A 23,439-nucleotide genomic window follows, 5' to 3' on the forward strand; every position below is an offset into this window, starting at 1 on the left:
TTTACACAAACGATTGGATAAAGGGTCGGCGGGTCAGGCGGGCCGCAGGATCAGGGCATCGCCATCGACCGCGATCGCCGTCGCCAGCCCTTCGCGCGCGCACAGTGACAGCAGATGCTCGTGCACCCGGACGAACAGTCCATCGCCGGCGGCCAGGCGGCGCGGCGCCGAATCGTCGCCGACCCAGCACGGCAGAAACCGGACCTCGGCGACCGCGCGGTCGCGGATCACCAGATCGACGATGCCGGTGATCCGGGTCTCCTCGGGCAGCATATAGCTGGCCTCCATCTGCCAGCTCGGATTGAGGCTGACGAGGTGGCGGAACGAGGCGGTCTTCACGATCGCCGGATCCCACACATGCGGTTGTTCGATCGCGAAATTGCCGAGGCTGTAGAAGATCGGGCAGCCGCGGTGGAAGCCGATCCCCTTCATCAGATGCGGATGATGGCCGAGGATCGCGCTCGCCCCCGCCTCGATCGCCGCCGCGGCGACCTCGACCTGATATTCGGCGAGCGTGCCCGACACCATGTGGATGCCCCAGTGGAGCGACAGCAGCACGATATCGGCCTCGGCCCGCGCGGTGCGGACCGCCGCGATCAGGCTGGCGAGATCGCCGCGATGGGCATGGCTGCGGATCCGCGCCGGAGTGCCCGGCTGGTCATGTTCGATCTGCTCGTAGAGGGTATGCGCGCGCAGCGGCGCGCAGCCGGGCTTGTCGGCATCGGCGGCATAGCCTTCGGGCAGGATCGCATTGGCGGCAACCAGCGCGATCCGGGTGTCCCCGACGTCGGCGTAGACCGGCTGCCACGCCTCGGCGACATCGGCCCCTGCCCCGGCCAGCCCGATCCCGGCCGCCGCCATGTGCGCACGGGTGTCGTGGAACGCCTCATAGCCCCAATCGAGGCAATGGTTGCCGGCGAACGACATCATCGTGAACCCGGCCTCGGCGAGCGCCGGCGCCAGCGCCGCGGGCGCGCGCATCGCCAGCCGGGCATTGGGGACGATCGCGCCGCGGTCCGAGACCGTCGTCTCGAGCTGCCCGAACACCGCGGCGCCGCGGCGCAGGTCGTCGCGGACATGCGTGAACATCGACCCGATATCGGCACGCTTGGCGCCGACGTCGCCGACCCCGAGGATCGAGAAGCTTTCGCTCACGATCGCACGGGCGCCGGCTTGCCGCTCTGGCTGGCGCGGATCGCCAGCACCAGCACCGCCGCCAGTACCAGGATTCCGGCGATCAGCAGGGTCGGCCCGCCGAAGCCGCCGCTCGCCTCGCGCAGGAAACCGACGAGGTGCGGCATGACCAGCCCGCCCGAGCTGCCGGCGATGTTGATCGCGACCGCGCCGACCGCGAAGGTCGCCGGGGTGAACATCGCGGTCGGCAACGCCCAGAACGCGCCCTGTGCGGCGCCGAGGCCGATGCCGGCGGCGAACAGCGCGACCAGCCCAAGGATGCTCGCGCCGGCCGCGGCCGCGGTGAGGATCGCGACCGCGGTGATCAGCGCCGGCACCGCGATATGCCAGAAGCGCTCGCCGGTGCGGTCCGAATGGGTGGCGTTGAAATAGATGCCGAAGACATTGCCGATCCACGGCAGCGCATTGACCAGCCCGATCTCGACCGGGGTCAGGCTGGTCATCTGCTTCACCATCTGCGGCAACCAGAACATGATGCCGTAGGCCCCCGACAACAGGCAGAACCACAGCAGCGCCGACGCCCAGACGATCGGCTGCTTGAGCACGCTCCAGTCATTGCCGCGCGCGGTCTCGGGCCGGTTGGCGGCGTTGGCGGCGAGCCACGCCTTCTCCCGGGGATCGAGCCATTTGGTGTCGGCGGGGCCGTTGGGAAAATAGAACCAGGCGGCGATGCCGACCAGGATCGTCGGGATCGCCTCGCCGAGGAACATCCAGCGCCAGCCCGCCATCCCCATCGGGCTCATGCTCATCAGCCAGCCCGAGATCGGCCCGCCGATCACGATCGAGATCGGGATGGCGAGCATAGGCATCGCGAAGGTCGTCGCCCGCTCGCGTTCGGTCGCATATTGGCTGAGATAGAGCACCAGCCCCGGCGCCAGCCCGCCCTCGGCGAACCCCAGCAGCACCCGCAGCACATAGAATTGCCAATGATTGTCGATGAACGCCATCGCCCCCGCGCAGGCGCCCCACAGGATCGTGCAGGCGGGCAGCCAGATCCGCATGCCGACCCGCTGCAGGATCAGGATGCTGGGATATTGGCCCGACAGGAAACCGAGAAACAATATGCCCGCGCCGAAGCCATATTGGCTCGGCGAAAAGCCCAGTTCGGCGTTCATCTGCAGCGCCGCGAAGCTGACATTGACCCGGTCGAGCGAGCTGATCAGCATCAGCAAGATCGTCGGTATGATCAGCCGATAGCGTATCTTCGCGCTCATGCTCGCCATCGGCACGCTCATCCATCTTCTCCGCTTTTGGGTGATTAATCCTCGACAGCATCATCGCCGATGCGGCACAGCTGCGCAATAGCAAGCGCTTACAATCGAGAGGATCGTCGATGGAATCGAGTGAGGGACTGAGCGCAAGGATCGCCGATCATGTCGCCTGTTGCCCGGTCGAGGCCCTGTCCGCGGCGACGATCCACGCCGCCAAGCGCGCGCTGCTCGACGGGGTCGGGGTGATGCTGGCGGCGAGCGGGCTGAGCCCCGATGTCGTGCCGTTCGTCGAGCAGGCGCGGGGCGGCGCCGGCCCCGCGACGGTGCTCGGCCATGGCTTCACCACCACGCCGATGCTCGCAGCGCTCGCCAATGGCGCGATGGCGCATGCGCTCGATTATGAGGATGCGTTCGACGCCGCGCCCAGCCATCCCAATGCCTCGCTGCTGCCCGCGGTGCTGGCGACCGCGCAGGCGGTTGGCGGGGTGTCGGGGCGCGAACTGCTCGCCGCGATCGCGATTGGCTGCGACCTCGTCTGCCGGCTCGGGCTCAGCCTGCGCCGGCCGATGGAGGATGGCGGCTGGTATCCGCCGCCGATGCTCGGCGCCTTCGGCGCTGTCGCCGCGGCGGGGCGGCTGCAACGGCTTTCAGCCGAACAGATGCTCGACGCCTTCTCGCTGATGCTGTGCCAGATGGGTGGCCCCGGCGAGATCAAATATAGCCGCGACACCGTGATCCGCGCGATCCGCGAGGCCTTTCCCGCCCAGTCGGCGGTGCAGCTCGCGGCGCTGGCGAAGGCCGGCATCCGCGGCTTCGACGCGCCGTTCGAGGGACGCGCGGGCTTCTTCCGGCTCTATGCGCAGAACGAATATGATCCCGGCGCCATCCTCGATGGCCTCGGCACGCATTTCTGGATCGAGCAGCTCAGCTTCAAGCAATGGCCCGCCTGTCGCGGCACCCATGCCTATATCGAGGCGGTCCAGACGCTGCGGCGGCGCCACGCGATCGATCCCGACGCGATCGTCGGCATCGTCGCGGTCGGCGGCGCGGTCCAGCGGATGCTGGTCGAGCCGGCCGATCGCAAGAGCGCGCCGTCGGTCGCGATCGACGCCAAATTCTCGATCCCCTTCACGATCGCAGCGGCGCTGACCGAGGATGAGGTGACCCTCGACAGCTTCGCCCCCGCGCGGCTCGCCGATCCGCGCACCCGCGCGCTGGCGGCGCGGGTCGCGTTCGAGCAGCATCCCGACTGGGGCCATGCCCAGGCCGCCTCGGGGGTGCTGACGATCCGCACCGCCGATGGCGGCCGCTTCAGCGAGTCGGTCGAGGTCGCGCTTGGCCATCCCGACCGGCCGCTTTCGGACGCCGCGCTCAGGGCGAAGTTCATCGCCTGCGCCGCCCAGGCAAATCAATCGATTTCATTGAAAAATGGCGGAAAATTGGCGGATTCGATCCTTGCGATCGACGGCTTGGCTGATAGCATGACCCTGTTCGAGAAACTGTAATGTGACATATCGGAATGTACGCGCTTGCATATGGCTGGAGGCAGGATTAAGCGGTTCCTGTCTGAAGGCGACGTGAGTGCGCCGATTTCCAAAAGGGGAGCCATTTCCATGTCGTCTCATTCCAGCATCCGCCGTCACCTGCTGGTCAGCGTCGCCGGCCTGTCGATCGCAACGCTTGCCGGTCCGGCCCTCGCCCAGAGCGCCGCGCCGGCCGAAGCCGCGCCCGCCGCCGCCGACCAGGCCGCCGATGGCGCGCTCGAGGAGATCGTCGTCACCGCCGAGCGCCGCACCCAGAGCCTCCAGGACGTGCCGATCTCGGCCACCGTGCTCAACGCCGCCGACCTGTCGCGCAAGGGCGTCAACAATCTCGCCGACATCCAGCAGGTCGCACCCTCGGTCGCGATCAACACCTTCAACCGCTCGACCTTCATCAACATCCGCGGGGTCGGCATCGCTCAGTCGGCGCCGACCTCGAACCCCGGCGTCGCCTTCTACATCGACGGCCAGTTGATCCCGCACGAGCAGTTCATCGGCCAGAGCTTCTACGATATCGGCTCGATCGAGGTGCTGCGCGGCCCGCAGGGCACGCTGACCGGCCAGAATTCGACCGGCGGCGCGATCTATGTCCGCACCCCGAACCCCGAATATGACCATATCTCGGGCTATATCGACCAGACCGCGGGCAATTACGACGCCTACAAGACCGTTGCCGCGCTCAACCTGCCGTTCAGCGACAATGTCGCGATCCGCGTCGCGGGCACCCGCGACGTCCGCGGCAGCTTCACCAAGAATATCGGCCCGTCGCCGAGCGATCCCGGCAACGTCCATCTCTATGCCGGCCGCTTCAACCTGGCGGCGCGCTCGAACGACGAGGTCGTCCGGCTCAATCTGCGCTTCGACTATTTCGACAGCAAGTCGGACAACAATGCGGTCAAGCGCCGCGGCGACACCGTCTCGACCGATCCGTTCGTGATCGAGGAGGATGCGCGCTCGTTCCAGAACCAGGACGGCTACCGCCTGTCGGGCGAGAGCAAGATCGCGGTCACCCCGGGCATCGATTTCCGCGCGCTCTTCTCCTACCAGGATCTCAAGACGATCGACCAGACCGACGGCGATCGCACCGCGACCGCGCTGCCGCGCCCGCCCGCGACCGCGGTCGGCCGGGTCAGCCTGGTCAGCACCAAGTTCGACACCGCGATCGGCGAGATCAACCTGCTGTCGACCGGCAAGGGGCCGTTCAACTGGGTGGTCGGCGCCTTCTATCTCGACGAGTTCGTCGACACCTTCTCGCAGCGCGACAACAACCACACCACCGACTTCGTCTCGTCGACCTCGACCTTCAAGACGCGCGCGCACAATGTCTCGAAATCGGTGTTCGGCCAGGCCAACTGGTTCGTCACCGAGCCGCTCGAACTGATCGCGGGCGTACGCTATTCGAGCGACAAGCAGGTCTATAACCGGCTGATCCCCGCGGGGGCGGTGCCCGCCGGCGCCAGCCTGATCGCGACCCAGAAGTCGAACAAGGTCACCGGCAAGGTCGGCATCAACTATCATCTCGACCAGACCCTGCTCTATGTGACGGCATCGCAGGGTTACAAGGCGGGTGGCGTCAACCTGACGATCAACACCCCCAATTTCGGGCCCGAGACCAACCGCGTCTACGAAGCCGGCGTGAAGACCACCCTGCTCGACCGCCATCTGCGGGTGAACGGCGACGTTTTCTATTCGGATTACAAGGACATCCAGTTTTCAAGCCTGCTCGCCGGCCTGCCGCTGACCCAGAATGCGGCATCGGGACACAGCTATGGCGGCGAGCTCGAGGTCACCGGCCAGTTCGGCGGTTTCTCGGTCAATGCCGGCGCCGGCTATCTCCATGCCCGCTTCGCCGACAGCACCTGCATCACCGACACCAACTCGGCGGGTACTGATGCCGGCTGCCCGACCAACCTGCGCTTCGTCCCCAAGGGCCGGGTGCTGCCCTTCTCGCCGAAATGGACGATCAACGCCGGCGTCCAATATGCGGTGCCGCTGGGCGAGACGATGTCGCTCACCCCGCGCGTGCAATGGTCGCATCTGTCGATGCAGGTCGCGACCCCCTTCCCCAGCGTCAACACGATCGTGCCGAGCCGCGACGTGTTCGATGCCCGGCTGACGCTCGACATCAACGACAAGTACAAGCTCGAGGGCTATGTCTCGAACTTCACCGACAAGACCTATATCGCGTCGCAGATCCAGAATTCGTCGAGCGCCGACGGCGGCAGCATCTATGGTGCCCCGCGCACCTATGGTGTCCGCGCGGTCGCGAAATTCTGATCGCCTGACGGGCGGATGCGGGTGAGAATGAGGTCCATGCGTCTATCCTCGATCCTGCTCGCGTCCGCGGCGCTCGCGGCCGGCGGCGCGGTCGTCGCGCGCGCCGGCCATGCCGAAGACTGGTGGGCGCCGAACAGCGGCCGCGTCTTCCCGGCGCAGGCCGACTATGGCGACGGGTCGGGCACGCTCCGGGTGCTGCTGACCGGCGGCCCGCTCAAGACCAGGGGCCACCCTTTCTTCACCTCGAGCGGCCCCAATGGCCGCGCCTGCATCACCTGCCACCAGCCTGCCGACGCGATGTCGCTGTCGGCGCAGAGCGCGCGCGAGCGCTGGGACGCGACCGGCGGCAAGGATCCGCTGTTCGCCGCCTATGACGGGTCGAACTGCCCCACTTTGCCCCAGGCCGATCGCGCCTCGCACTCGTTGCTGCTCGACCATGGCCTGCTGCGCATCCAGCGCGCCTGGCCGCCGCGCGACCTGAACGGCGGGGCGATCAAGCCCGATTTCGATATCGAGGTCGTCCGCGATCCCTGGGGCTGCAACAGCGGCGCCTTCGGCCCGAAGGCCGACAAGCCGACCATCTCGGTCTATCGTCGCGTGCGGCCGGCGGCGAACCTCAAATATCTGCTCGCGATCGGCTTCGCCTATGATCCCAAGCAGGGCATGCCGCTGCCGATCGATCCCGAGAGCGGCAAGCCGATGTCGGGCAATCTGATGGCCGACGGCCGCGCGGGCACGCTCAACCTGCAGATGCGCGACGCCGCCGCGACCCATCTCGAGCTGATCAAGCATCTGAGCCCCGCGCAGATGCGCCAGATCACCGATTTCGAAAGCCGGGTATTCGCCGCCCAGCAGGTCGACCGCAGCGGCGCCCCGCTCGACGCCGACGGCGCCCAGGGCGGCGCCGAACAGCTCGCCACCTCCGAGCCGGGCCAGCTCGGCAGCATCGGCCGTGCGGTGTGGAGCGAGTTCGCGGCCTGGGAAAAGCCAAAACAAGGGCTGGCCGCCGAACAGGCGGCGTTCCGGGCATCGGTCGCGCGCGGCGCGAAGATCTTCCGCGAGAAGACCTTCCTGATCAGCGACAGCGCCGGCATCAATTCGCCGATCGGCTTCGGCAATCCGGTGCGCAACGCCTGCGTCTTCTGCCACAACATGACCCAGATGGGGAACGACGTCGCCCCGGGCCAGGTCGATCTCGGCACCACCAACCAGCCCTTCGCCGACCCGGCGCCGCATCTGCCCCTGTTCCGGATCACCTGCAAAGGCGCGCCCCACCCGCATTATGGCAAGGTGATCTACACCAGCGATCCCGGCTATGCGCTGACCACCGGGCGCTGCGCCGATGTCGGCAAGATCACCCTCCAGTCTATGCGCGGCCTTTCGGCGCGCGCGCCCTATTTCTCGAACGGATCGGCGAAGGACCTGCGCGGGATCGTCGACTTTTACGAGCGGCGCTATCGGATCGGTTACACCGAGCAGGAAAAGCAGGATCTCGTGAACCTGATGAGCGCGCTGTGAGGAAGCTTATCGCCTTGTTCGCGCTAGTCGCGGCGGCGTCGCACGCCCAGGCAGAGACGGTGCGCTTCATCACCTGCCCGATCTACCGCGATGCCGATGCCGGCAAGAAGTCGGGATGCTGGCTCGCCGACGATCGCGCGACCGGCGCCCGCTACGATGTCAGCCTCGCGCCGTCGAAGCCCGACTGGAACCATGAGGTGCTGGTCGAGGGGATCGTGACGCATGGTTCGGCCGATCCGTGCGGCGGCGTCGTGCTCGACGCGGTGCGGACCTCGATCCTGCCCGGCGCCTGCACCCGACAGATGCTGCCGGCCGAAAGCTATACCGGCCGCAAGTTCGTGCTCCCCAAGCGCAACGTCGCGCCGCTGTCGGTCGCGCGGACCGCCCCGCCGCCGCCCTTCGCCGATCGCAGCTTCCACCTCTTCTATGATTTCGACGCCGCCTTCCTGATCTACCAATATGACGATTATCTGCTCGACGAGGCGATCGGCTGGATCCGGGCGGCGAAGCCGAAGGCGATCCGGATCACCGGCCATGGCGCGACCGTACCGACGCTGGTTTCGGGTCGGATGATCGCCGAGGAGGAAGGCATCGCCCGCACCCGCGCCGAACGCGTCGCCGAGGCGCTGGTCCGGCTCGGCGTCGACCGCAAGATGCTGACCGTGCGCTGGGAGAATGGCGCGGAGCCGATCGACGTCGAGACCGCCGACGGACTTGCCGAGGCGTCGCGGCGGCGCGTCGATATCGACGTCAGCTTCTAGCGACGAGCTTGCGCCGGCTGGTCTTCATCGCCGCGACCACCGCGCTGGGCTCGCTGGCGATCCACATGTTCGTGCCGGCGATGCCGAGCGCCGCGCGCGATCTCGGCGCACCGCCGGGCGAGCTCCAGCTCGCGCTCAGCCTCTATCTGGTCGGGCTCGGCGCCAGCCAGCTCGCCGCCGGGCCGCTCGCCGACCGCCATGGCCGGCGCTTGATGCTGCTCGCCGGCACCTGGCTGTTCGCGGCCGGGTCGGCTTTGTGCTGGGCGGCGCCGTCGGTCGAGATGCTGCTGGTCGGCCGGGTCGTCCAGGCGATCGGCGCATCGGGCGGGCTGGTCGCCGGCCGGGCGATGGTCGGCGACCGCGGCGATGCCGGGCGCGGCGACATGGCGATCCTCACCGGCCTCACCCTGTTCTCGCCGATGATCGCGCCGGTGCTCGGCAGCCTGATCACCGCGACGCTCGGCTGGCGGGCGATCTTCGCGCTGCTGGCGACCGTCAGCCTCGCATCGGCGATCGGCATCGGCCTCTGGCTGCCCCGCACGACCGCGCCCGCGCGGCCACCGATGACCGGACTGCTCGGCCAGTGGGGCGCGGTGCTCGCCGATCGCGGCTTCCGCGCCAATCTCGCGGTCGCGACGCTGCTCACCGCCGGGCTCTATATCTTCCTCGCGGTATCGCCCTTCCTGCTGGTCGGCCGCTACCATGCCGATCCGGCGCGGATCGGTCTGTTCTACGGGATGATCGCGGTCGGCGCCTCGGCCGGGGCGTTCACCGCGGGCAGGCTTGCCCGGCGCTGGTCGGCGGCGGCGACGATCCGGATCGGCAGCGCGATCTCGGCGGCGGGGGCGCTCGCGGGGTTAGTCGGCACGCTCGCGCGGATCGACAGCCCCTGGGCGCTGATCCTGCCGATGATCGCTTATACGATCGGCGGCGGGCTGATCGGCCCCAATGCGATGATGCTGGCGATCGGCCGGTCCCAAGGCCGGGTCGGCACCGCGGTCAGCCTGTACGGCGCGCTGCAGATGGGGGGCAATGCGCTCGCCACCCTCGCGATCGCGCTGGTGGCGATCCATGATCCGCGCATCTCGGCGGCGATCATCGCGATGCTGGCCTGCGCCGCGCTCGCGGTCGGCTTCGGCCGCGCGATCCGGTGCTGAGGTCAGTCGGCCCAGACCGACCGCAGCAGCGCGACCAGCCGGTCGCGGTCGGCGCCCTTGACCGATTTGAGGAAGCGCGCCTCGTGCGCGATCACCCGCGCCTCGGCCGCGGCGACCAGCGCTTCGCCGGCCTCGGTCAGCGCCAGCTCCTGCGAACGGCCGTCGAGCGCCGCGCGCACCACCAGCCCGCGCTCGCCGAGCTGGGAGGCGATCGGCGCCATGTTGGCGCGCTGCAGCCCGAGCATCCGGGCGATCTCGCTCTGGGTGCCGCCCTGCAGTTCGGCGATCTTGAACAGCACCGACATCTGGGTCGGGGTCAGATCGATTTCGGCCAGCGATGCGGAAAGGTCGGCCATCATCGCCGCGGACGCGCGCCGCATCTGATAGCCGAGCAGGGTTTCGAGCCTGATCATCGAACTGATGTGCATTACGCTATGGACGATAGCAATAGGTACCGCTATATCACATAACATAATAGGCTGAGGAGCTGATGATGGCCGATACCCATATGCTGATCGGTGGAAGCGCCCGTCCCGCGGCGTCGGGCAAGAGTTTCGAGCGGCTCGATCCGGTCACGGGCGCGGTCGCGACTCGCGCCGCCGCCGCCGGCGTCGAGGACGCGATGGCCGCCGCCGATGCCGCCGCCGCGGCGGCCCCGGCCTGGGCGGCGATCGGCCCGACCGCACGCCGCGGGCTGCTGACCAGGGCCGCCGACGCGCTCGAGGCGAAGGCCGCCGACTTCGTCGACGCGATGATGGGCGAGATCGGCGCGACCGAAGGCTGGGCGCGGTTCAACCTGATGCTCGCCGCCGGCATGGTCCGCGAGGCCGCCGCCCTCACCACCCAGATCGGCGGCGAGGTCATCCCTTCGGACAAGCCCGGCTGCATCGCGATGGCGCTGCGCGAGCCTGCAGGGGTGATCCTCGGCATCGCCCCGTGGAATGCGCCGATCATCCTCGGCGTCCGCGCGATCGCGGTGCCGCTCGCCTGCGGCAATACGGTGATCCTGAAGGCGTCGGAACAGTGCCCGCGCACCCATGCGCTGATCGTCGAGGCGTTCGCCGATGCCGGCTTCCCCGCCGGCGTGGTCAACAGTGTCACCAACGCCCCGGCCGACGCCCCCGCGATCGTCGGTGCGCTGATCGATCATCCGGCGGTGCGCCGGATCAACTTCACCGGATCGACGGCGGTCGGCAAGATCATCGCCAGGCGCGCCGCCGAGCATCTGAAACCCGTGCTGCTCGAACTCGGCGGCAAGGCGCCGCTGATCGTCCTCGACGACGCCGACCTCGACGAAGCGGTCAAGGCGGCGGCGTTCGGCGCCTTCATGAACCAGGGCCAGATATGCATGTCGACCGAGCGGATCATCGTCGTCGACGCCATCGCCGACGATTTCGTCGCCCGCTTCCAGGCGAAGGTCGCGACGATGCCGGTCGGTGACCCGCGCGCGGGCAAGACCCCGCTCGGCGCGGTGGTCGATCGCAAGACGGTGGCGCATGTCCAGGGTCTGATCGACGATGCGCTGGCGGCCGGCGCGGTCCAGGCCAATGGCGGCGCGTCGGATGGCGTGCTGATGCCCGCGCATGTCATCGACAAGGTCACCCCGGACATGAAGCTGTTCCGCGACGAGAGCTTCGGCCCGGTGGTCGCGGTGATCCGCGCCCGTGACGAAGCGCATGCGGTCGAGCTGGCCAACGACACCGAATATGGCCTGTCGGCGGCGGTGTTCACCCGCGACACGGCGCGCGGCCTGCGCGTCGCCCGCCAGATCAAGTCGGGCATCTGCCATGTCAACGGACCGACCGTCCATGACGAGGCGCAGATGCCGTTCGGCGGCACCAAGGCCTCGGGCTATGGCCGCTTCGGCGGCAAGGCCGGCATCGACGCGTTCACCGAACTGCGCTGGATCACGATGGAAACCCAGCCCGGCCATTTCCCGATCTGACCTCGGTCGATCGGCCCCTTCCCTTCCTTTGCCTATCCGGCCGCATCGGCCACGGAGATTTGACATGACCACCGAACGTTCCGAACAGGACACCGTCGCCTTCACCGTCGAGGGCGGCATCGCCTGGGTGAGCTTCAACCGCCCCGAAAAGCGCAACTGCATGAGCCCCAAGCTCAACCGGCGGATGGGCGAAGTGCTCGACGAGCTCGAATTTCGCGACGATGTCGGGGTGCTCGTCCTGACCGGCGAAGGCACTTCGTGGACCGCGGGCATGGATCTCAAGGAATATTTCCGCGACACCGAGGCCGACGGCCTGCGCGGCACCCGCAAGGCGCAGCGCGAAAGCTATGGCTGGTGGGCGCGGCTGCGCTGGTATCAGAAGCCGACGATCGCGATGGTCAATGGCTGGTGCTTCGGCGGCGGCTATGGCCCGCTGTTCGCCTGCGACCTCGCCTTCGCCGCGGAGGATGCCCAGTTCGGCCTGTCCGAGATCAACTGGGGCATCCTGCCCGGCGGCGGCGCCGCCAAGGTCGCCACCGAGCTGACCTCGTTCCGCCGGGCGATGTACCATGCGCTGATGGGCGAGAATGTCGACGGCAAGACCGCCGCCGAATGGGGCTTCGTCAACGAGGCGCTGCCCGCCGACGCGCTGAAGGACCGGGTCACCGCGGTCGCCAACGTCCTGCTGCAGAAGAACCCGGTCGCGCTCAAGGCGACCAAGGACGCGATCCGCCGGGTCCGCGAGATGAGCTACGACAATGCCCAGGATTATCTGATCCGCGCGCAGGAAGCCGCCAACAGCTACGACAATGACGGCCGCAAGGAAGGCATCAAGCAGTTCATCGACGACAAGACGTACAAGCCCGGGCTCGGCGCCTATGACAAGAGCAAGCAGGGCGCCTGACGTCAGGGAAAGGCGATCGCATCTGGAATATCGTCGAGAGTCGAGAGCGCCTTTCCCAAGAAAATCGTCATCCCGGACTTGATCCGGGATCCAGAGACGCAGCGCTGAAGCAAGAGGCACGACGTTGCGGATCTGGATGCTGAATCAAGTTCAGCATGACGAAAATCAAATGCGATCGCCCTGCCTGAACGGGAGGGCTCAAGCTTCGAAGCTGTTACGAGGTCATATGAAGGTCGAGACCATGAGCGCGCTGTTTCCCGGATCGGCCCGTCCGATCGCCCCCGCCTCGATCGGGCGCCTGCTGCGCCCGAAATCGGTGGCGATCGTCGGCGCCTCGCCGACCCCGGGGGCGCTCGGCGCCTCGGTGCTCGCCAATCTCGACCGCAACGGCTTTGCCGGCGAGATCCATCTGATCAACCCGAAGCGCGCCGAGATCGGCGGGCGCCCGTGCCTCGCCTCGGTCGATCAATTGCCCGAGGGAGTCGATGTCGCGGTGCTCGCGATCCCGCGGGTCGCGGTGCTCGACACCGTCCGCGCGCTCGCCGCGCGCAAGGTCGGCGCCGCGATCATCTTCTCGGCGGGCTTCGCCGAGGGCGGCGAGGAAGGCCTCGCCGAACAGCATGAAATCGGGCGGATCGCCCGCGAGGCCGGGATGGTCGTCGAGGGTCCGAATTGCCTCGGCCTCGTCAATTATGTCGACCGCATCCCGCTGACCTTCGTCGAGACCGACGCCAAGGCGCTCGGCGACCGCAGCGGCATCGGCATCGTCTCGCAGAGCGGGGCGATGGCCTGCGTGCTCGGGGTCACCCTCGCCAGCCGCGATCTCGGCCTGTCCTATTCGGTGTCGACCGGCAACGAGGCCGCCAGCGGGGTCGAGGATTATGTCGACTATCTGATCGAGGATCCCGCGACCCGGGTGATCGCGATGATCGTCGAGCAGTTCCGCCAGCCGCAGCGCTTCCTCGCGGCGGCGAAGCGCGCCCGCGCGGCGGGCAAGCTGATCGTCCTGCTCCATCCGGGCAAGAGCAGCGCCGCGCGCGAATCCGCCGCCACCCATACCGGGGCGATGGCGGGCGACTATCAGGTGATGCGCGCCAAGGTGCAGCGCGCCGGGGTGGTGTTCGCCGAGACCCTCGAGGAACTGGGCGACATCGCCGAGATCGCGCTGCGCTGCCCGGCTCTGCCCGGCGGCGGCACCGCGGTGCTGGGCGAGTCCGGCGCGTTCAAGGCGCTGACCCTCGATCTGTGCGAGGGGCTCGGACTCGCGCTGCCCGCGATCGACGATGCCAGCGCCCCGGCGCTGCGCGCCGCGCTGCCGCCCTTCGTCGGGGTCAGCAACCCGCTCGACCTCACCGCGCAGGGGCTGACCGCCCCCGATCTCTATTATCACACGCTCGCGGCGCTGTTCGGCGACGACCGCTTCGGAACGATCGTCGCGGGGATCATCCAGACCGATCCGGTGACCGCCGGCATCAAGGTGCCGCCGATCCTGCGCGCGGTGCGCGAACTCCGGCCGGCCAAGGCGGTGATCTTCGCCGGGCTCGACGACGGCGCGCCGATGCCGGCGGAGCATATCGCCGATCTGCGCGCGCTCGGCATTCCCTATTTCCCGTCGACCGAACGCGCCTTCCGCGCGGTCAAGCGGCTCGCCGATTTCGCCGCGCGCGATTTCGCGATCGCCGATCCCGCGCCGCTCGCCGCCGACCTGCCGCCCGCAGGCGGGGTGGTCCCCGAATATCGCTCGAAGGCGATCCTCGCGCCGCTCGGCATCCCCTTCCCCGCCGGCCGCTTCGCGACCACGGTCGAGGAGGCGATCGCCGCCGCGCAGGCGATCGGCTATCCGGTGGTGATCAAGGCGCAGTCGGCCGATCTCAGCCACAAGAGCGACGCCGGCGGCGTCGTGCTCGGCCTTGCCGACGATGTGGCGCTCGCCGCGGGCTGGCAGCAATTGGCCGACAATATCGCCCGCCACCGCCCCGGGCTGATCCTCGACGGGGTGCTGGTCGAGGGGATGGGCAAGCGCGGGGTCGAACTGATCGTCGGCGCGCGCAACGATCCCGACTGGGGGCCGGTGATCCTCGCCGGCTTCGGCGGGGTGACCGCCGAGATCCTCCAGGACGTCCGGCTGCTGACCCCCGACCTCACCGTCGCCGGGATCATGGCCGAACTCGACAAGCTCAAGAGCGCGGCACTGCTGCGCGGCTTCCGCGGATCGCCGGCGCTCGACGTCGCCGCGGTCGCCGAACTGATCGCGACCCTCGGCCGGCTGCTCGTCGCCGAACCGTCGATCCGCGAGATCGACCTCAACCCGGTGCTAGTCTATCCTGCCGGCGAAGGGGTGATCGCGCTCGACGCGCTGATGCTCACCGACGCCGAATAAGCCTGCGATAGGAGGGGATGGCCATGGATCTCGCCCGGCTCAAGGCCATCGACATCCATGTCCATGCCGAAATCTCGTGCCACGACCCCGAGGACCCGATCCTCGGAGAGTTTTTCGACGCGAGCACCGCCTATTTCAAGGCCGACCGGCGCCGGCCGACGATCCCCGAGACGATCGCTTATTATCGCGAACGCGACATCGGCTTCGTCATGTTCACCGTCGACATGGAGGCCGGCACCGGCATCAAGCGGATCCGCAACGAGGAGATCGCCGAGGCCGCCGCCGCCAACAGCGACATCATGCTCGCCTTCGCCTCGATCGATCCGCACAAGGGCAAATATGGCGCGCTCGAGGCGCGGCGGCTGATCGAGGACCATGGTGTCCGCGGTTTCAAATTCCACCCGCCGCTCCAGGATTTCGATCCCGGCGACCGGATGGCCTGGCCGATCTACGAGGTCATCAACCACTACAAGCTGCCGGCGATCTTCCACACCGGGCATAGCGGGATGGGCACAGGCATGCCGGCGGGCGGCGGCATCCGCCTGAAATATGGCCAGCCGATCCTGGTCGACGATGTCGCGGTCGACTTCCCCGACATCAAGATCATCCTCGCCCATCCGGGTTGGCCGTGGACCGATGAATCGCTGTCGATGGCGCTGCACAAGCCGAACATCTTCATCGACCTGTCGGGCTGGAGCCCCAAATATTTCCCGCCGCAGATCGCGCGCTATGCCAATGGCCAACTGGGCCACAAATTCCTGTTCGGGTCGGATTTCCCGCTGATTCCGCCCGACAAGTGGATCGCCGCGTTCGACGCGGCGGGATTCAAACCCGACGTGCGCGAGCCGATCCTCAAGGGCAATGCCGCGCGCCTGCTGTTCGGCGACGAGGAGAGACGAGGATGAGTGACAAGGATCATGACGCTGGCCATGACGCGGACAGGCGCAGCCTGCTGATCGCGGGCTCGGGCGCGCTCGCGCTCTCGGGCATGGCGTCGTCGGCGATCGCGGCGCCCGCGGCCGCCCTGCCCGCCCCGGGCCTCACCCATGCGCTGACCCTCCGGGTGCTGATCGACGCCCCGCTCGATCTCGGCGCGTTCGACGGCGCGCACAAACGGGTGATCCCGATCACCGGCGGCAGCTTCGAGGGCCCCCGGCTCAAGGGCGTGGTGCTGCCGGGCGGCGCCGACTGGCAGACGATCCGCGCCGACGGCACCGCGGTGGTCGAGGCGCGCTACACGCTGCGCGCCGACGACGGCACGCTGATCTCGATCGTCAATCCGGGCCTGCGCCACGGCCCGGCGGCGGTGCTCCAGCGGATCGCCGCGGGCGAGGTCGTCGACCCCGCCCTCTATTATTTCCGCACCACTCCGCGTTTCGAGGTCGCCGCCGACACCCCGCATGGCTGGCTCGCGAAGATGATCTTCGTCGCCAACGCCGCGCGCTACCGCGACCATGTCGAGGTGAGCGTGTTCGCGGTGGGGTGAAACAGAAAAAGCCCCTCCCTTTCAAGGGAGGGGCTCAGAACTTTAGAAGAGGACAGCACCGCCAATGCCCGAGGATCCCCGCAGCCTGCTGGCGAATGCGACGATGCGACCGCTCCAGATCGCCGCGATCGCGCTGTGCGTCGCGCTCAACGCGCTCGACGGCTTCGACGTGCTGGCGATCAGCTTCGCCTCGCCCGGCATCGCCTCCGAATGGGGGATCGATCGCGCCGCGCTCGGGCTCGTCCTGTCGATGGAGCTGATCGGCATGGCCGCCGGATCGATCATCCTCGGCAATGTCGCCGACCGCATCGGCCGCCGCCCGACGATCCTCGGCTGCATCGTCGTGATGGCGTCGGGCATGTATCTGGCGACCCACGCTCATGACGTGCGGACGCTGTCGGCGTTCCGGCTCTACACCGGCCTCGGCATCGGCGGGATGCTCGCCTGCACCAATGCGATGGTCGCCGAACTGTCGAGCAGCCGCGCGCGAAGCCTGGCGGTCGCGGTGATGGCGGCGGGCTATCCGATGGGTGCGATCGTCGGCGGGGCGATCGCCTCGGCGCTGCTCGCGACCGGTGGCTGGCGCGACATCTTCCTGCTCGGCGCGGTGATGACGGTGATCTTCCTGCCGATCGCCTGGGCGCTGCTGCCCGAATCGGTCGGCTATCTGATGCAGAAGCGCCCCGATCGCGTGCTCGACCGGGTCAACGCCAGCCTGCGCCGGATCGGTCATGCCCCGGTCGCCGCCCTGCCCGCCCCCGACCTTGCGCTGGCAAAGCCTTCGCTCGGCCAGCTCTTCGCCCCCGGCCTCGCGCGCACGACGACGCTGCTGATCGCCGCCTATTTCGCGCATATCATGACCTTCTATTTCATCCTGAAATGGATCCCGAAGATCGTCGTCGACATGGGCAACGCGCCGTCGGCGGCGGGCGGCGTGCTGGTCTGGGCCAATGTCGGCGGGCTGGCCGGCGCGCTGCTGCTCAGCGTGCTGAGCTGGCGGATCGCGATCAAGGCGCTGGTGATCGTCGCGATGCTGCTGTCGACCGCGATGGTCACCCTGTTCGGCCAGGGCCAGGCCGATCTCCACCAGCTCGCGCTGGTCGCCGCGATCGCCGGCTTCTGCACCAATGCCGGGGTGGTCGGCCTCTACGCGATCATCGCCCAGGCCTTCCCGACCGAACTGCGCGGCAGCGGCAGCGGCTTGGTGATCGGCATCGGCCGTGGCGGCGCCGCGCTCGGCCCGATCGTCGCGGGGCTGTTGTTCAGCCTCGACTTCGGCTTGCCGGTGGTGGCCTTCGCGATGGCGTGCGGATCGCTGGTCGCGGCGGTGGCGCTGCTGGGGTTGCGGCCGGCGCGGGGTTAGGGCGCTTAAGCCTTTCCCTTTCAAGGGAGGGGCTTTTCATCACAGCCCTTCGACCACCAACCGCTTGCCAGCGGCGTCGAAACATGACCATGTGCGCCCGGTCGGCGCATATCGCTTGCCAGCCGGGCATCGCGACGCCAAATCCCAGGCCGGACAGGATTTTTCATGAGCGAAGCGCAGGTTGCTGCGACGTCGAACCGCGTTCACGTCGTCGATATCGCCGATATTCCCGGCGGCGGCTATCTGACCCTCCTCCAGTGCGGCGACCGTTACCGGATCGAGTTCGACACCGACGAGCTGATGGGCAACAGCGTCCGCCATTCGGAGGAAGCGCTGGCGACGCTGGCGTGCGAGCGGCTCGACAATCCGCAGGCGCATGTCCTGATCGGCGGCCTCGGCATGGGCTTCACCCTCGGCGCGGCGCTGGCGGCGCTGCCCGCGACCGCCAGCGTCACCGTCGCCGAACTGGTCCCGCAGGTCGCCGAATGGGCGCGGGGTCCGCTCGCGCACATCTTCGGCAATTCGCTGAGCGATCCGCGCCTCACCCTCGAGATCGTCGACGTCCATGACGTGATCGACCGCTCGACCGCCCTGTTCGACGCGATCCTGCTCGACGTCGACAACGGGCCCGACGCGCTGGTCCAGCTCGCCAACGACCGGCTCTATTGCAACTGGGGGCTGCGCGCCGCTTATGCCGCGCTCCGGCCCGGCGGAATCCTCGCCATCTGGTCGGCTTATGCCGACCAGGCCTTCACCGAACGGCTCGAGGCCGCCGGCTTCGCGGTCGATCAGGTCGACATACCGACCAATTACGACAATGAGCATGAGCGCAACGTCATCTGGTTCGCGACGCGTCCCGACTGACCGGCGGGCTCGCCGCGCGCGTCCTGAGACAGGCCGTTCGCGTCGAGCGTAGTCGAGACGCCTCGCGGGGCGCCTCGACTACGCTCGACGCGAACGGTTGAGATAGTGTTCGCGATTGTCAGTCGCGCGCCCAGCCCTCACCCCCGCAACCGCATCGCATAGGACGGATCGCTGCGGTCGCGCGCCCCGCCCCCGCCGCCCAGGCCGGCGGGCTGCGGTCCCACCGGATCGGTGCGGGTGAAGTCGAGCAGCATGATCCGCCGCGCGATCCGCCATTCGCCGTCACGGCATTCCATCCGGTCGACATAGCGGCCCGACGCGACGAAATCGCGCTCGGGGCCGCTGTCGTCGGCAGCGATGCGGTGCGATGAGGTGGTGTAATGCTCGGCCCAGGCGGCGTCGCCGTCGACCTCGACGAGCTGGTTGCCGGTATTGTGCCAGGTCTGCACATATTGGCTCAGCACCATGCGCCCGAGCGCGATGAAGCCGTCGACGTCGAACGGCTGATGCAGGTCGATCACCGCGTCGGGGTGGAAGCAGCTGCGCATCAGATCCTCGTCGCGGCGGTCGTTTGCGCGACAATAGCGGATATGGACGTCCTTGATCGCGGCCTCGGCCAACAGTTCGTCGATCGTCTTGGTCATGGGGCCTCCCCGGCTGTGTTGTGCGCGCAATGTGGCGATAGCGGCCGGGCATGGCAAAAGAAATGATACAGGATGGATCATGGACAAATCGCGGCCGTGCGATAGTCTGATGCCGGATAATGGATTCGCTCAGGCCCATGCCTCGGATCCTCCCCAGCTTTGCTGGGGAGAATTTGAAGACCAATGCCCCGAAGCGGACCGCATCGAGGAGACGGACCATGGCATCGCAGACGCTCGACGAGCCCGATTTCTTCACCGATCGGGTCGCGCTGGTCGATCCCTATCCCTTTCTCGACGGCATCCGCGCGCGGGGCGGTGCGGTCTGCCCGATGCGCAGCGTCGATGCGCTGATCGTCACCGGCTTCGCCGAGGCGCGCGACGTGCTGCTCGATGCCGATCATTTCTCGTCGGCGATCTCGACCGGCGGGCCGACCGCACCGCTGCCGTTCGCGCCCGAGGGCGCCGACATCACCGCGCAGATCGCCGAGCATCATCCCGCTTTCACCGGATCGGAGCTGTTCATCACCTATGACGGCGCGCGCCATTCGGCCTCGCGCTCGCTGCTCAACCGGTTGTTCGTGCCGTCGCGGCTGCGCGCCAACGAGGATTATATGGTCGCGCTCGCCGACAGGATGATCGAAGCGGCGGTCGCCAAAGGCGGCTGCGAGTTCATCAACGAGATCGCGACCTCCTATGTGACGCTGGTGATCGCCGATCTGCTCGGCGTCCCCGAGGACGACCGCCGGATCATCGAGGACGCGATCACCAACGGCCCACTGCCCGGCAGCGTCGACAATGCCGATGCCGGTGCCTCGCTCGCCTGGCTCGCCGAGGCGACCGGGCGGCTGTTCGTCGGCTATATCGCCGATCGCCGCGCCAACCCGCGCGAGGATGTGCTGACCGATCTGGCGACCGCGACCTATCCCGACGGCTCGGTCCCGGCGGTCGGCGAACTGGTCAATCTGGCGGTGTTCCTGTTCGCCGCCGGCCAGGACACCAGCGCCAAGCTGCTCGGCAACGCCGTGCTCCATCTCGCCGAGCATCTCGACCTGCAGCAGCGGCTGCGCGACGACCGCGCGCTGATCGCGCCGTTCATCGAGGAGATGCTGCGGATGGAGGGATCGAGCAAGGTCACCTTCCGCCTCGCCCGCAAGGATACGCGGATCGGCGATGTCGACGTGCCCGCGGGCACGAAGGTCGTGCTCTCGCTCGCCGGTGCCGACCGCGACCCCGAACGCTGGACGGATCCGCACAGCTTCGATCTCGACCGGCCGCGGCTCAAGGAGCATCTCGCCTTCGGACGCGGCGCGCACACCTGTATCGGCGCCCCGCTCGCCCGCGCCGAGATACGGGTGATGCTCGACCGGCTGCTCGATCGGACCGCACGCTTCACGCTCTCCGAGGCGCACCATGGCGCGCCGGGCAGCCGGACGCTTGACTATGAACCGAGCTACATCATCCGGGGACTCGAGCATCTCCATGTCGATCTGGTGCCGCGCTGAGCGGTCTCGTTTACTGCCGCTGATATTCGCCCGATGTCATGCTAGGTAGAATCACGGAACGTAACAAAACATATATCGATCGAACAACAGCTAAAGTCGTCGTCATCCAATGATAGATGGGCATGTGCATAATTGTTCGACATCTTAGACGGAAGGATAAGTGACCGGTAAAATTTACGTGCCGGTAATTTTCGGGGCATAACCCCGGCAGCATGAAACGGCCAGGATCATGTTCGGAAAGGCGCGATGGCGCCTTCGTCCCGCAATGCCCGACCTTTGCAATCGCGCCGATGTCCGCCCGGTGCGTGGTGAGGCGATAGCCATGCTCTCGGTGCTCAGCCACACCTGGCAACATCACGATCATCGCCTGTTGCTGCTCGCCGCGGCGATCTGGATCGGCGGCAGCCTGTCGCTGTTCATGTTGCTCCAGCGCTCGCTCGAATTCGGGATACGTCGCCGTCGGCAATGGCTGACGATCGGCGCGATGACCGGCGGGCTCGGGGTGTGGGCGACCCATTTCGTGGCGATGCTCGCGCATCAGGACGGCAAGGCGATCTCCTATGATCCCGGTCTGACGATCCTGTCGATCGTCGCGGTGATCGGCTGCTTCTGGGTGGCGCTGCGGATCTTCGCGCCGGCGGCCGGGCCGCTGCGCCATGCGCTCGCCGGGGTGGTCGCGGTCGCCGGGGTCGCGCTGATGCACTTCGCCGGCATGGCGGCGATGGAATCCGGGGTGCGGATCCATTACAGCGCCGCGCCGATCGCCTGGGCGGCCTTGCTGTCGTCGGCCTGTTTCGCCGCGGCGTTCATGGTGTTCGCGCGGACCCGCGGCACCCTCCAGATCGTCGTCCCGGCGCTGTTCGCGATCGTCGCGGTCTGCGCGATCCACTTCACCGCGATGTCGGCGACGGTGATGACGATGCCGTGCAACGGTGCCGCCGCGGCGGGTGACCGCGGATGGCTGATCACCGCGATCGTCGCCGCGACCGGGCTGCTGGTGACCGCGACGGTGGTGGCGATGCTCGTCGACCGCTATCTGACCGACATGCGCGGCCTCGCCGAGGCGACGCTCGAAGGACTGGTGATCGTCCATGGCGAGCGGATCGTCGAGGCCAATCTCCGCTTCGCCCAGATGCTCGGCATCGAGGCGCGCGGGCTGCGCGGCGAAACCCCGGCACGCTGGCTGCAGGCCGCCGACGGCCAGGCGCTGCTCGAGACCCGCGAGGCGCCGGTCGAGGCGATGCTGGCGGCCCCCGGCGAGGAGGAGCGCAGCTTCGAGATCGCGACCCGCAAGGTCGAATATCGCGGGCGCGACTGCCTGGTGCTCGCCTTGCGCGACCTCACCGAGAAGAAGGCCGCGCAGCGCCAGATCGAACATATGGCGCGCCACGATACGCTCACCGATCTGCCCAACCGGCTGATGCTCGACGAGCGGATCGCCTATGGGCTGGCGCTCGCCCGGCGCGAGGAGCAGCAACTCGCGCTGATCGCGATCGATCTCGACCGGTTCAAGGCGGTCAACGATATTTTCGGCCATGCCGCGGGCGACGAGACATTGCGCCGGGTCGCGCACATTCTCGCCGGCGCGGTGCGATCGACCGACACCGTCGCGCGGATCGGCGGCGACGAATTCGTCATCCTGCAGGTCGGCGCCGCCCAGCCCGAGGGGGCCCAGGCGCTGATCGGCCGGATCTTCGAAGGCTTCGCACGCGAGATGGACAGCGCCCGCGATCCGACCGCGGTCGGGCTCAGCGTCGGCGTCGCGCTCTATCCGAACGACGCGACCGATGCCGACGGGCTGCGCCATGGCGCCGACATCGCGCTCTACCGCGCCAAGCAGTCGGGCCGTGGGGTCGCCTGCTTCTTCGACCAGGACATGGACGCCGCGGTCCGCGCCCGCCGCGCGATCGAACATGACCTGCGCCATGCGATCCTGCGCCGCCAGCTCCATGTCGCCTTCCAGCCGCTGGTGCGCACCGACGACCGGCGGGTGACCGGCTATGAGGCGCTGATGCGCTGGGACCATCCCGAACGCGGCGAGATCCCGCCCGATATCTTCGTGCCGATCGCCGAGGAGACCGGCGCGATCGTCCAACTCGGCGAATGGATATTGCGCGAAGCATGCCGGACCGCCGCCGGATGGGACGACGGCCTGTTCCTCGCGGTCAACGTCTCGCCGGTCCAGTTTCAGCTCCCCAACCTCGCCGAGGTGGTGCGCGCGATCCTCGACGAGACCGGCTTCCCGGCGCACCGCCTCGAACTCGAGATCACCGAGACCGTGCTGATGAAGGACCGCGAGGCCGTGCTGGCTACGCTCGGCCGGCTCAAGGCGCAGGGCGTGCGGATCGTCATGGACGATTTCGGCACCGGCTATTCGTCGCTCAGCAATTTGCAGAGCTTCCCGTTCGACAAGATCAAGATCGACCGCAGCTTCATCGGCGCGATGGAAGACGACGCCGCCGCCCGCTCGATCATCCGCGCGATCGTCGGCATCGGCCGCAGCCTGTCGCTGCCGGTCGTCGCCGAAGGGGTCGAGACCGAGGCCCAGCACCGGATGGTGATCGAGGAAGGCTGCCCCGAGGCCCAGGGCTATTTGTTCGGTCGGCCGCAGCGGGTGACGGTCGAAGAGGACCGGCCGAGGGCAGCGGGCTCGCGGCTTTAGATCCTCCCTAAAGCGCAGCTTTGGGGAGGG

General features: G+C 68.0%; 18 protein-coding genes. 14 read left to right on the top strand and 4 right to left on the bottom strand.

What is annotated here, in order from left to right; all coding sequences use genetic code 11:
- Positions 1–33: 33 nt before the first annotated feature.
- Together AC1RM6_RS06585 and AC1RM6_RS06590 are read right to left on the bottom strand one after the other, a co-directional pair.
- Positions 34–1,155, bottom strand: coding sequence for a CapA family protein (locus AC1RM6_RS06585; RefSeq protein WP_493099272.1), 1,122 nt, complete (start codon positions 1,153–1,155; stop codon positions 34–36).
- Positions 1,152–2,429 (bottom strand): MFS transporter, encoded by a 1,278-nt coding sequence (locus AC1RM6_RS06590; protein WP_493099273.1) that lies wholly within the window; start codon positions 2,427–2,429, stop codon positions 1,152–1,154. The genes AC1RM6_RS06585 and AC1RM6_RS06590 overlap by 4 nt, the downstream gene beginning before the upstream one ends.
- A gap of 98 nt (positions 2,430–2,527) precedes the next feature.
- On the opposite strand from AC1RM6_RS06590, the gene AC1RM6_RS06595 reads away from it, so the two are divergent.
- The 5 genes from AC1RM6_RS06595 to AC1RM6_RS06615 all read left to right on the top strand — a co-directional run bounded on the left by AC1RM6_RS06595 (position 2,528) and on the right by AC1RM6_RS06615 (position 9,659).
- A complete protein-coding gene (locus tag AC1RM6_RS06595; RefSeq protein WP_493099275.1) occupies positions 2,528–3,910 on the top strand; it encodes an MmgE/PrpD family protein in 1,383 nt (460 codons plus the stop codon).
- 108 nt (positions 3,911–4,018) lie between these two features.
- The gene (locus AC1RM6_RS06600; RefSeq protein WP_493099277.1) at positions 4,019–6,223 is read left to right on the top strand and encodes a TonB-dependent receptor; all 2,205 of its coding nucleotides are present in this window, start codon (positions 4,019–4,021) and stop codon (positions 6,221–6,223) included.
- 36 nt (positions 6,224–6,259) lie between these two features.
- Positions 6,260–7,741, top strand: a complete 1,482-nt coding sequence (locus AC1RM6_RS06605) for a hypothetical protein (protein WP_493099279.1) — start codon at positions 6,260–6,262, stop codon at positions 7,739–7,741.
- Positions 7,738–8,502 (top strand): OmpA family protein, encoded by a 765-nt coding sequence (locus AC1RM6_RS06610; RefSeq protein ID WP_493099281.1) that lies wholly within the window; start codon positions 7,738–7,740, stop codon positions 8,500–8,502. The genes AC1RM6_RS06605 and AC1RM6_RS06610 overlap by 4 nt, the downstream gene beginning before the upstream one ends.
- 8 nt (positions 8,503–8,510) lie before the next feature.
- Positions 8,511–9,659: a multidrug effflux MFS transporter gene (locus tag AC1RM6_RS06615; RefSeq protein WP_493099283.1), complete on the top strand. Its 1,149-nt coding sequence runs from the start codon at positions 8,511–8,513 to the stop codon at positions 9,657–9,659.
- Positions 9,660–9,661: 2 nt separating this feature from the next.
- Here AC1RM6_RS06615 and AC1RM6_RS06620 read toward each other — a convergent pair whose 3' ends face one another.
- Positions 9,662–10,072, bottom strand: coding sequence for a MarR family winged helix-turn-helix transcriptional regulator (locus AC1RM6_RS06620; protein WP_493099285.1), 411 nt, complete (start codon positions 10,070–10,072; stop codon positions 9,662–9,664).
- Between the two features lie 80 nt (positions 10,073–10,152).
- Here AC1RM6_RS06620 and AC1RM6_RS06625 point away from each other — a divergent pair, with 80 nt between their 5' ends.
- The 7 genes from AC1RM6_RS06625 (at position 10,153) to AC1RM6_RS06655 (ending at position 18,601) form a co-directional block, all read left to right on the top strand.
- Positions 10,153–11,604 (top strand): aldehyde dehydrogenase, encoded by a 1,452-nt coding sequence (locus tag AC1RM6_RS06625; protein ID WP_493099287.1) that lies wholly within the window; start codon positions 10,153–10,155, stop codon positions 11,602–11,604.
- A 64-nt stretch (positions 11,605–11,668) separates the two neighbouring features.
- Positions 11,669–12,508: a p-hydroxycinnamoyl CoA hydratase/lyase gene (locus AC1RM6_RS06630; RefSeq protein ID WP_493099289.1), complete on the top strand. Its 840-nt coding sequence runs from the start codon at positions 11,669–11,671 to the stop codon at positions 12,506–12,508.
- Between the two features lie 226 nt (positions 12,509–12,734).
- Positions 12,735–14,888: an acetate--CoA ligase family protein gene (locus AC1RM6_RS06635; protein ID WP_493099291.1), complete on the top strand. Its 2,154-nt coding sequence runs from the start codon at positions 12,735–12,737 to the stop codon at positions 14,886–14,888.
- Positions 14,889–14,911: 23 nt separating this feature from the next.
- Positions 14,912–15,793, top strand: coding sequence for an amidohydrolase family protein (locus AC1RM6_RS06640; RefSeq protein WP_493099293.1), 882 nt, complete (start codon positions 14,912–14,914; stop codon positions 15,791–15,793).
- Positions 15,790–16,374 carry a DUF3237 domain-containing protein gene (locus AC1RM6_RS06645; RefSeq protein WP_493099295.1) on the top strand — a complete coding sequence of 195 codons (585 nt, stop codon included), beginning with the start codon at positions 15,790–15,792 and terminating at the stop codon, positions 16,372–16,374. The genes AC1RM6_RS06640 and AC1RM6_RS06645 overlap by 4 nt, the downstream gene beginning before the upstream one ends.
- 64 nt (positions 16,375–16,438) lie before the next feature.
- Complete coding sequence (locus AC1RM6_RS06650) at positions 16,439–17,737, top strand: MFS transporter (RefSeq protein ID WP_493099297.1); 1,299 nt, start codon at positions 16,439–16,441, stop codon at positions 17,735–17,737.
- A gap of 165 nt (positions 17,738–17,902) precedes the next feature.
- The gene (locus AC1RM6_RS06655; RefSeq protein WP_493099299.1) at positions 17,903–18,601 is read left to right on the top strand and encodes a spermidine synthase; all 699 of its coding nucleotides are present in this window, start codon (positions 17,903–17,905) and stop codon (positions 18,599–18,601) included.
- 137 nt (positions 18,602–18,738) lie between these two features.
- Here AC1RM6_RS06655 and AC1RM6_RS06660 read toward each other — a convergent pair whose 3' ends face one another.
- Complete coding sequence (locus AC1RM6_RS06660; protein ID WP_493099301.1) at positions 18,739–19,245, bottom strand: nuclear transport factor 2 family protein; 507 nt, start codon at positions 19,243–19,245, stop codon at positions 18,739–18,741.
- Between the two features lie 218 nt (positions 19,246–19,463).
- On the opposite strand from AC1RM6_RS06660, the gene AC1RM6_RS06665 reads away from it, so the two are divergent.
- Both AC1RM6_RS06665 and AC1RM6_RS06670 read left to right on the top strand, forming a co-directional pair.
- Entirely contained in the window at positions 19,464–20,747 is a 1,284-nt protein-coding gene (locus tag AC1RM6_RS06665; RefSeq protein ID WP_493099303.1) for a cytochrome P450, read from the top strand.
- 322 nt (positions 20,748–21,069) lie between these two features.
- On the top strand, positions 21,070–23,409 hold the full coding sequence (locus AC1RM6_RS06670) for a bifunctional diguanylate cyclase/phosphodiesterase (RefSeq protein ID WP_493099305.1): 2,340 nt from the start codon (positions 21,070–21,072) through the stop codon (positions 23,407–23,409).
- Positions 23,410–23,439 lie beyond the last annotated feature (30 nt).

The sequence above is a fragment of the Rhizorhabdus sp. GW822-FHT03C02 genome, assembly GCF_058801765.1.

Excerpts from the sequence above, each read along its gene's own strand:
- AC1RM6_RS06620 (WP_493099285.1), bottom strand. The coding sequence starts at position 10,072 with ATGATCAGGCTCGAAACCCTGCTCGGCTATCAGATGCGGCGCGCGTCC.
- AC1RM6_RS06645 (WP_493099295.1), top strand. The coding sequence starts at position 15,790 with ATGAGTGACAAGGATCATGACGCTGGCCATGACGCGGACAGGCGCAGC.
- AC1RM6_RS06650 (WP_493099297.1), top strand. The coding sequence starts at position 16,439 with ATGCCCGAGGATCCCCGCAGCCTGCTGGCGAATGCGACGATGCGACCG.
- AC1RM6_RS06605 (WP_493099279.1), top strand. The coding sequence starts at position 6,260 with ATGCGTCTATCCTCGATCCTGCTCGCGTCCGCGGCGCTCGCGGCCGGC.
- AC1RM6_RS06625 (WP_493099287.1), top strand. The coding sequence starts at position 10,153 with ATGGCCGATACCCATATGCTGATCGGTGGAAGCGCCCGTCCCGCGGCG.
- AC1RM6_RS06655 (WP_493099299.1), top strand. The coding sequence starts at position 17,903 with ATGAGCGAAGCGCAGGTTGCTGCGACGTCGAACCGCGTTCACGTCGTC.
- AC1RM6_RS06660 (WP_493099301.1), bottom strand. The coding sequence starts at position 19,245 with ATGACCAAGACGATCGACGAACTGTTGGCCGAGGCCGCGATCAAGGAC.
- AC1RM6_RS06630 (WP_493099289.1), top strand. The coding sequence starts at position 11,669 with ATGACCACCGAACGTTCCGAACAGGACACCGTCGCCTTCACCGTCGAG.
- AC1RM6_RS06665 (WP_493099303.1), top strand. The coding sequence starts at position 19,464 with ATGGCATCGCAGACGCTCGACGAGCCCGATTTCTTCACCGATCGGGTC.
- AC1RM6_RS06670 (WP_493099305.1), top strand. The coding sequence starts at position 21,070 with ATGCTCTCGGTGCTCAGCCACACCTGGCAACATCACGATCATCGCCTG.
- AC1RM6_RS06600 (WP_493099277.1), top strand. The coding sequence starts at position 4,019 with ATGTCGTCTCATTCCAGCATCCGCCGTCACCTGCTGGTCAGCGTCGCC.
- AC1RM6_RS06635 (WP_493099291.1), top strand. The coding sequence starts at position 12,735 with ATGAAGGTCGAGACCATGAGCGCGCTGTTTCCCGGATCGGCCCGTCCG.
- AC1RM6_RS06595 (WP_493099275.1), top strand. The coding sequence starts at position 2,528 with ATGGAATCGAGTGAGGGACTGAGCGCAAGGATCGCCGATCATGTCGCC.
- AC1RM6_RS06590 (WP_493099273.1), bottom strand. The coding sequence starts at position 2,429 with ATGAGCGTGCCGATGGCGAGCATGAGCGCGAAGATACGCTATCGGCTG.
- AC1RM6_RS06640 (WP_493099293.1), top strand. The coding sequence starts at position 14,912 with ATGGATCTCGCCCGGCTCAAGGCCATCGACATCCATGTCCATGCCGAA.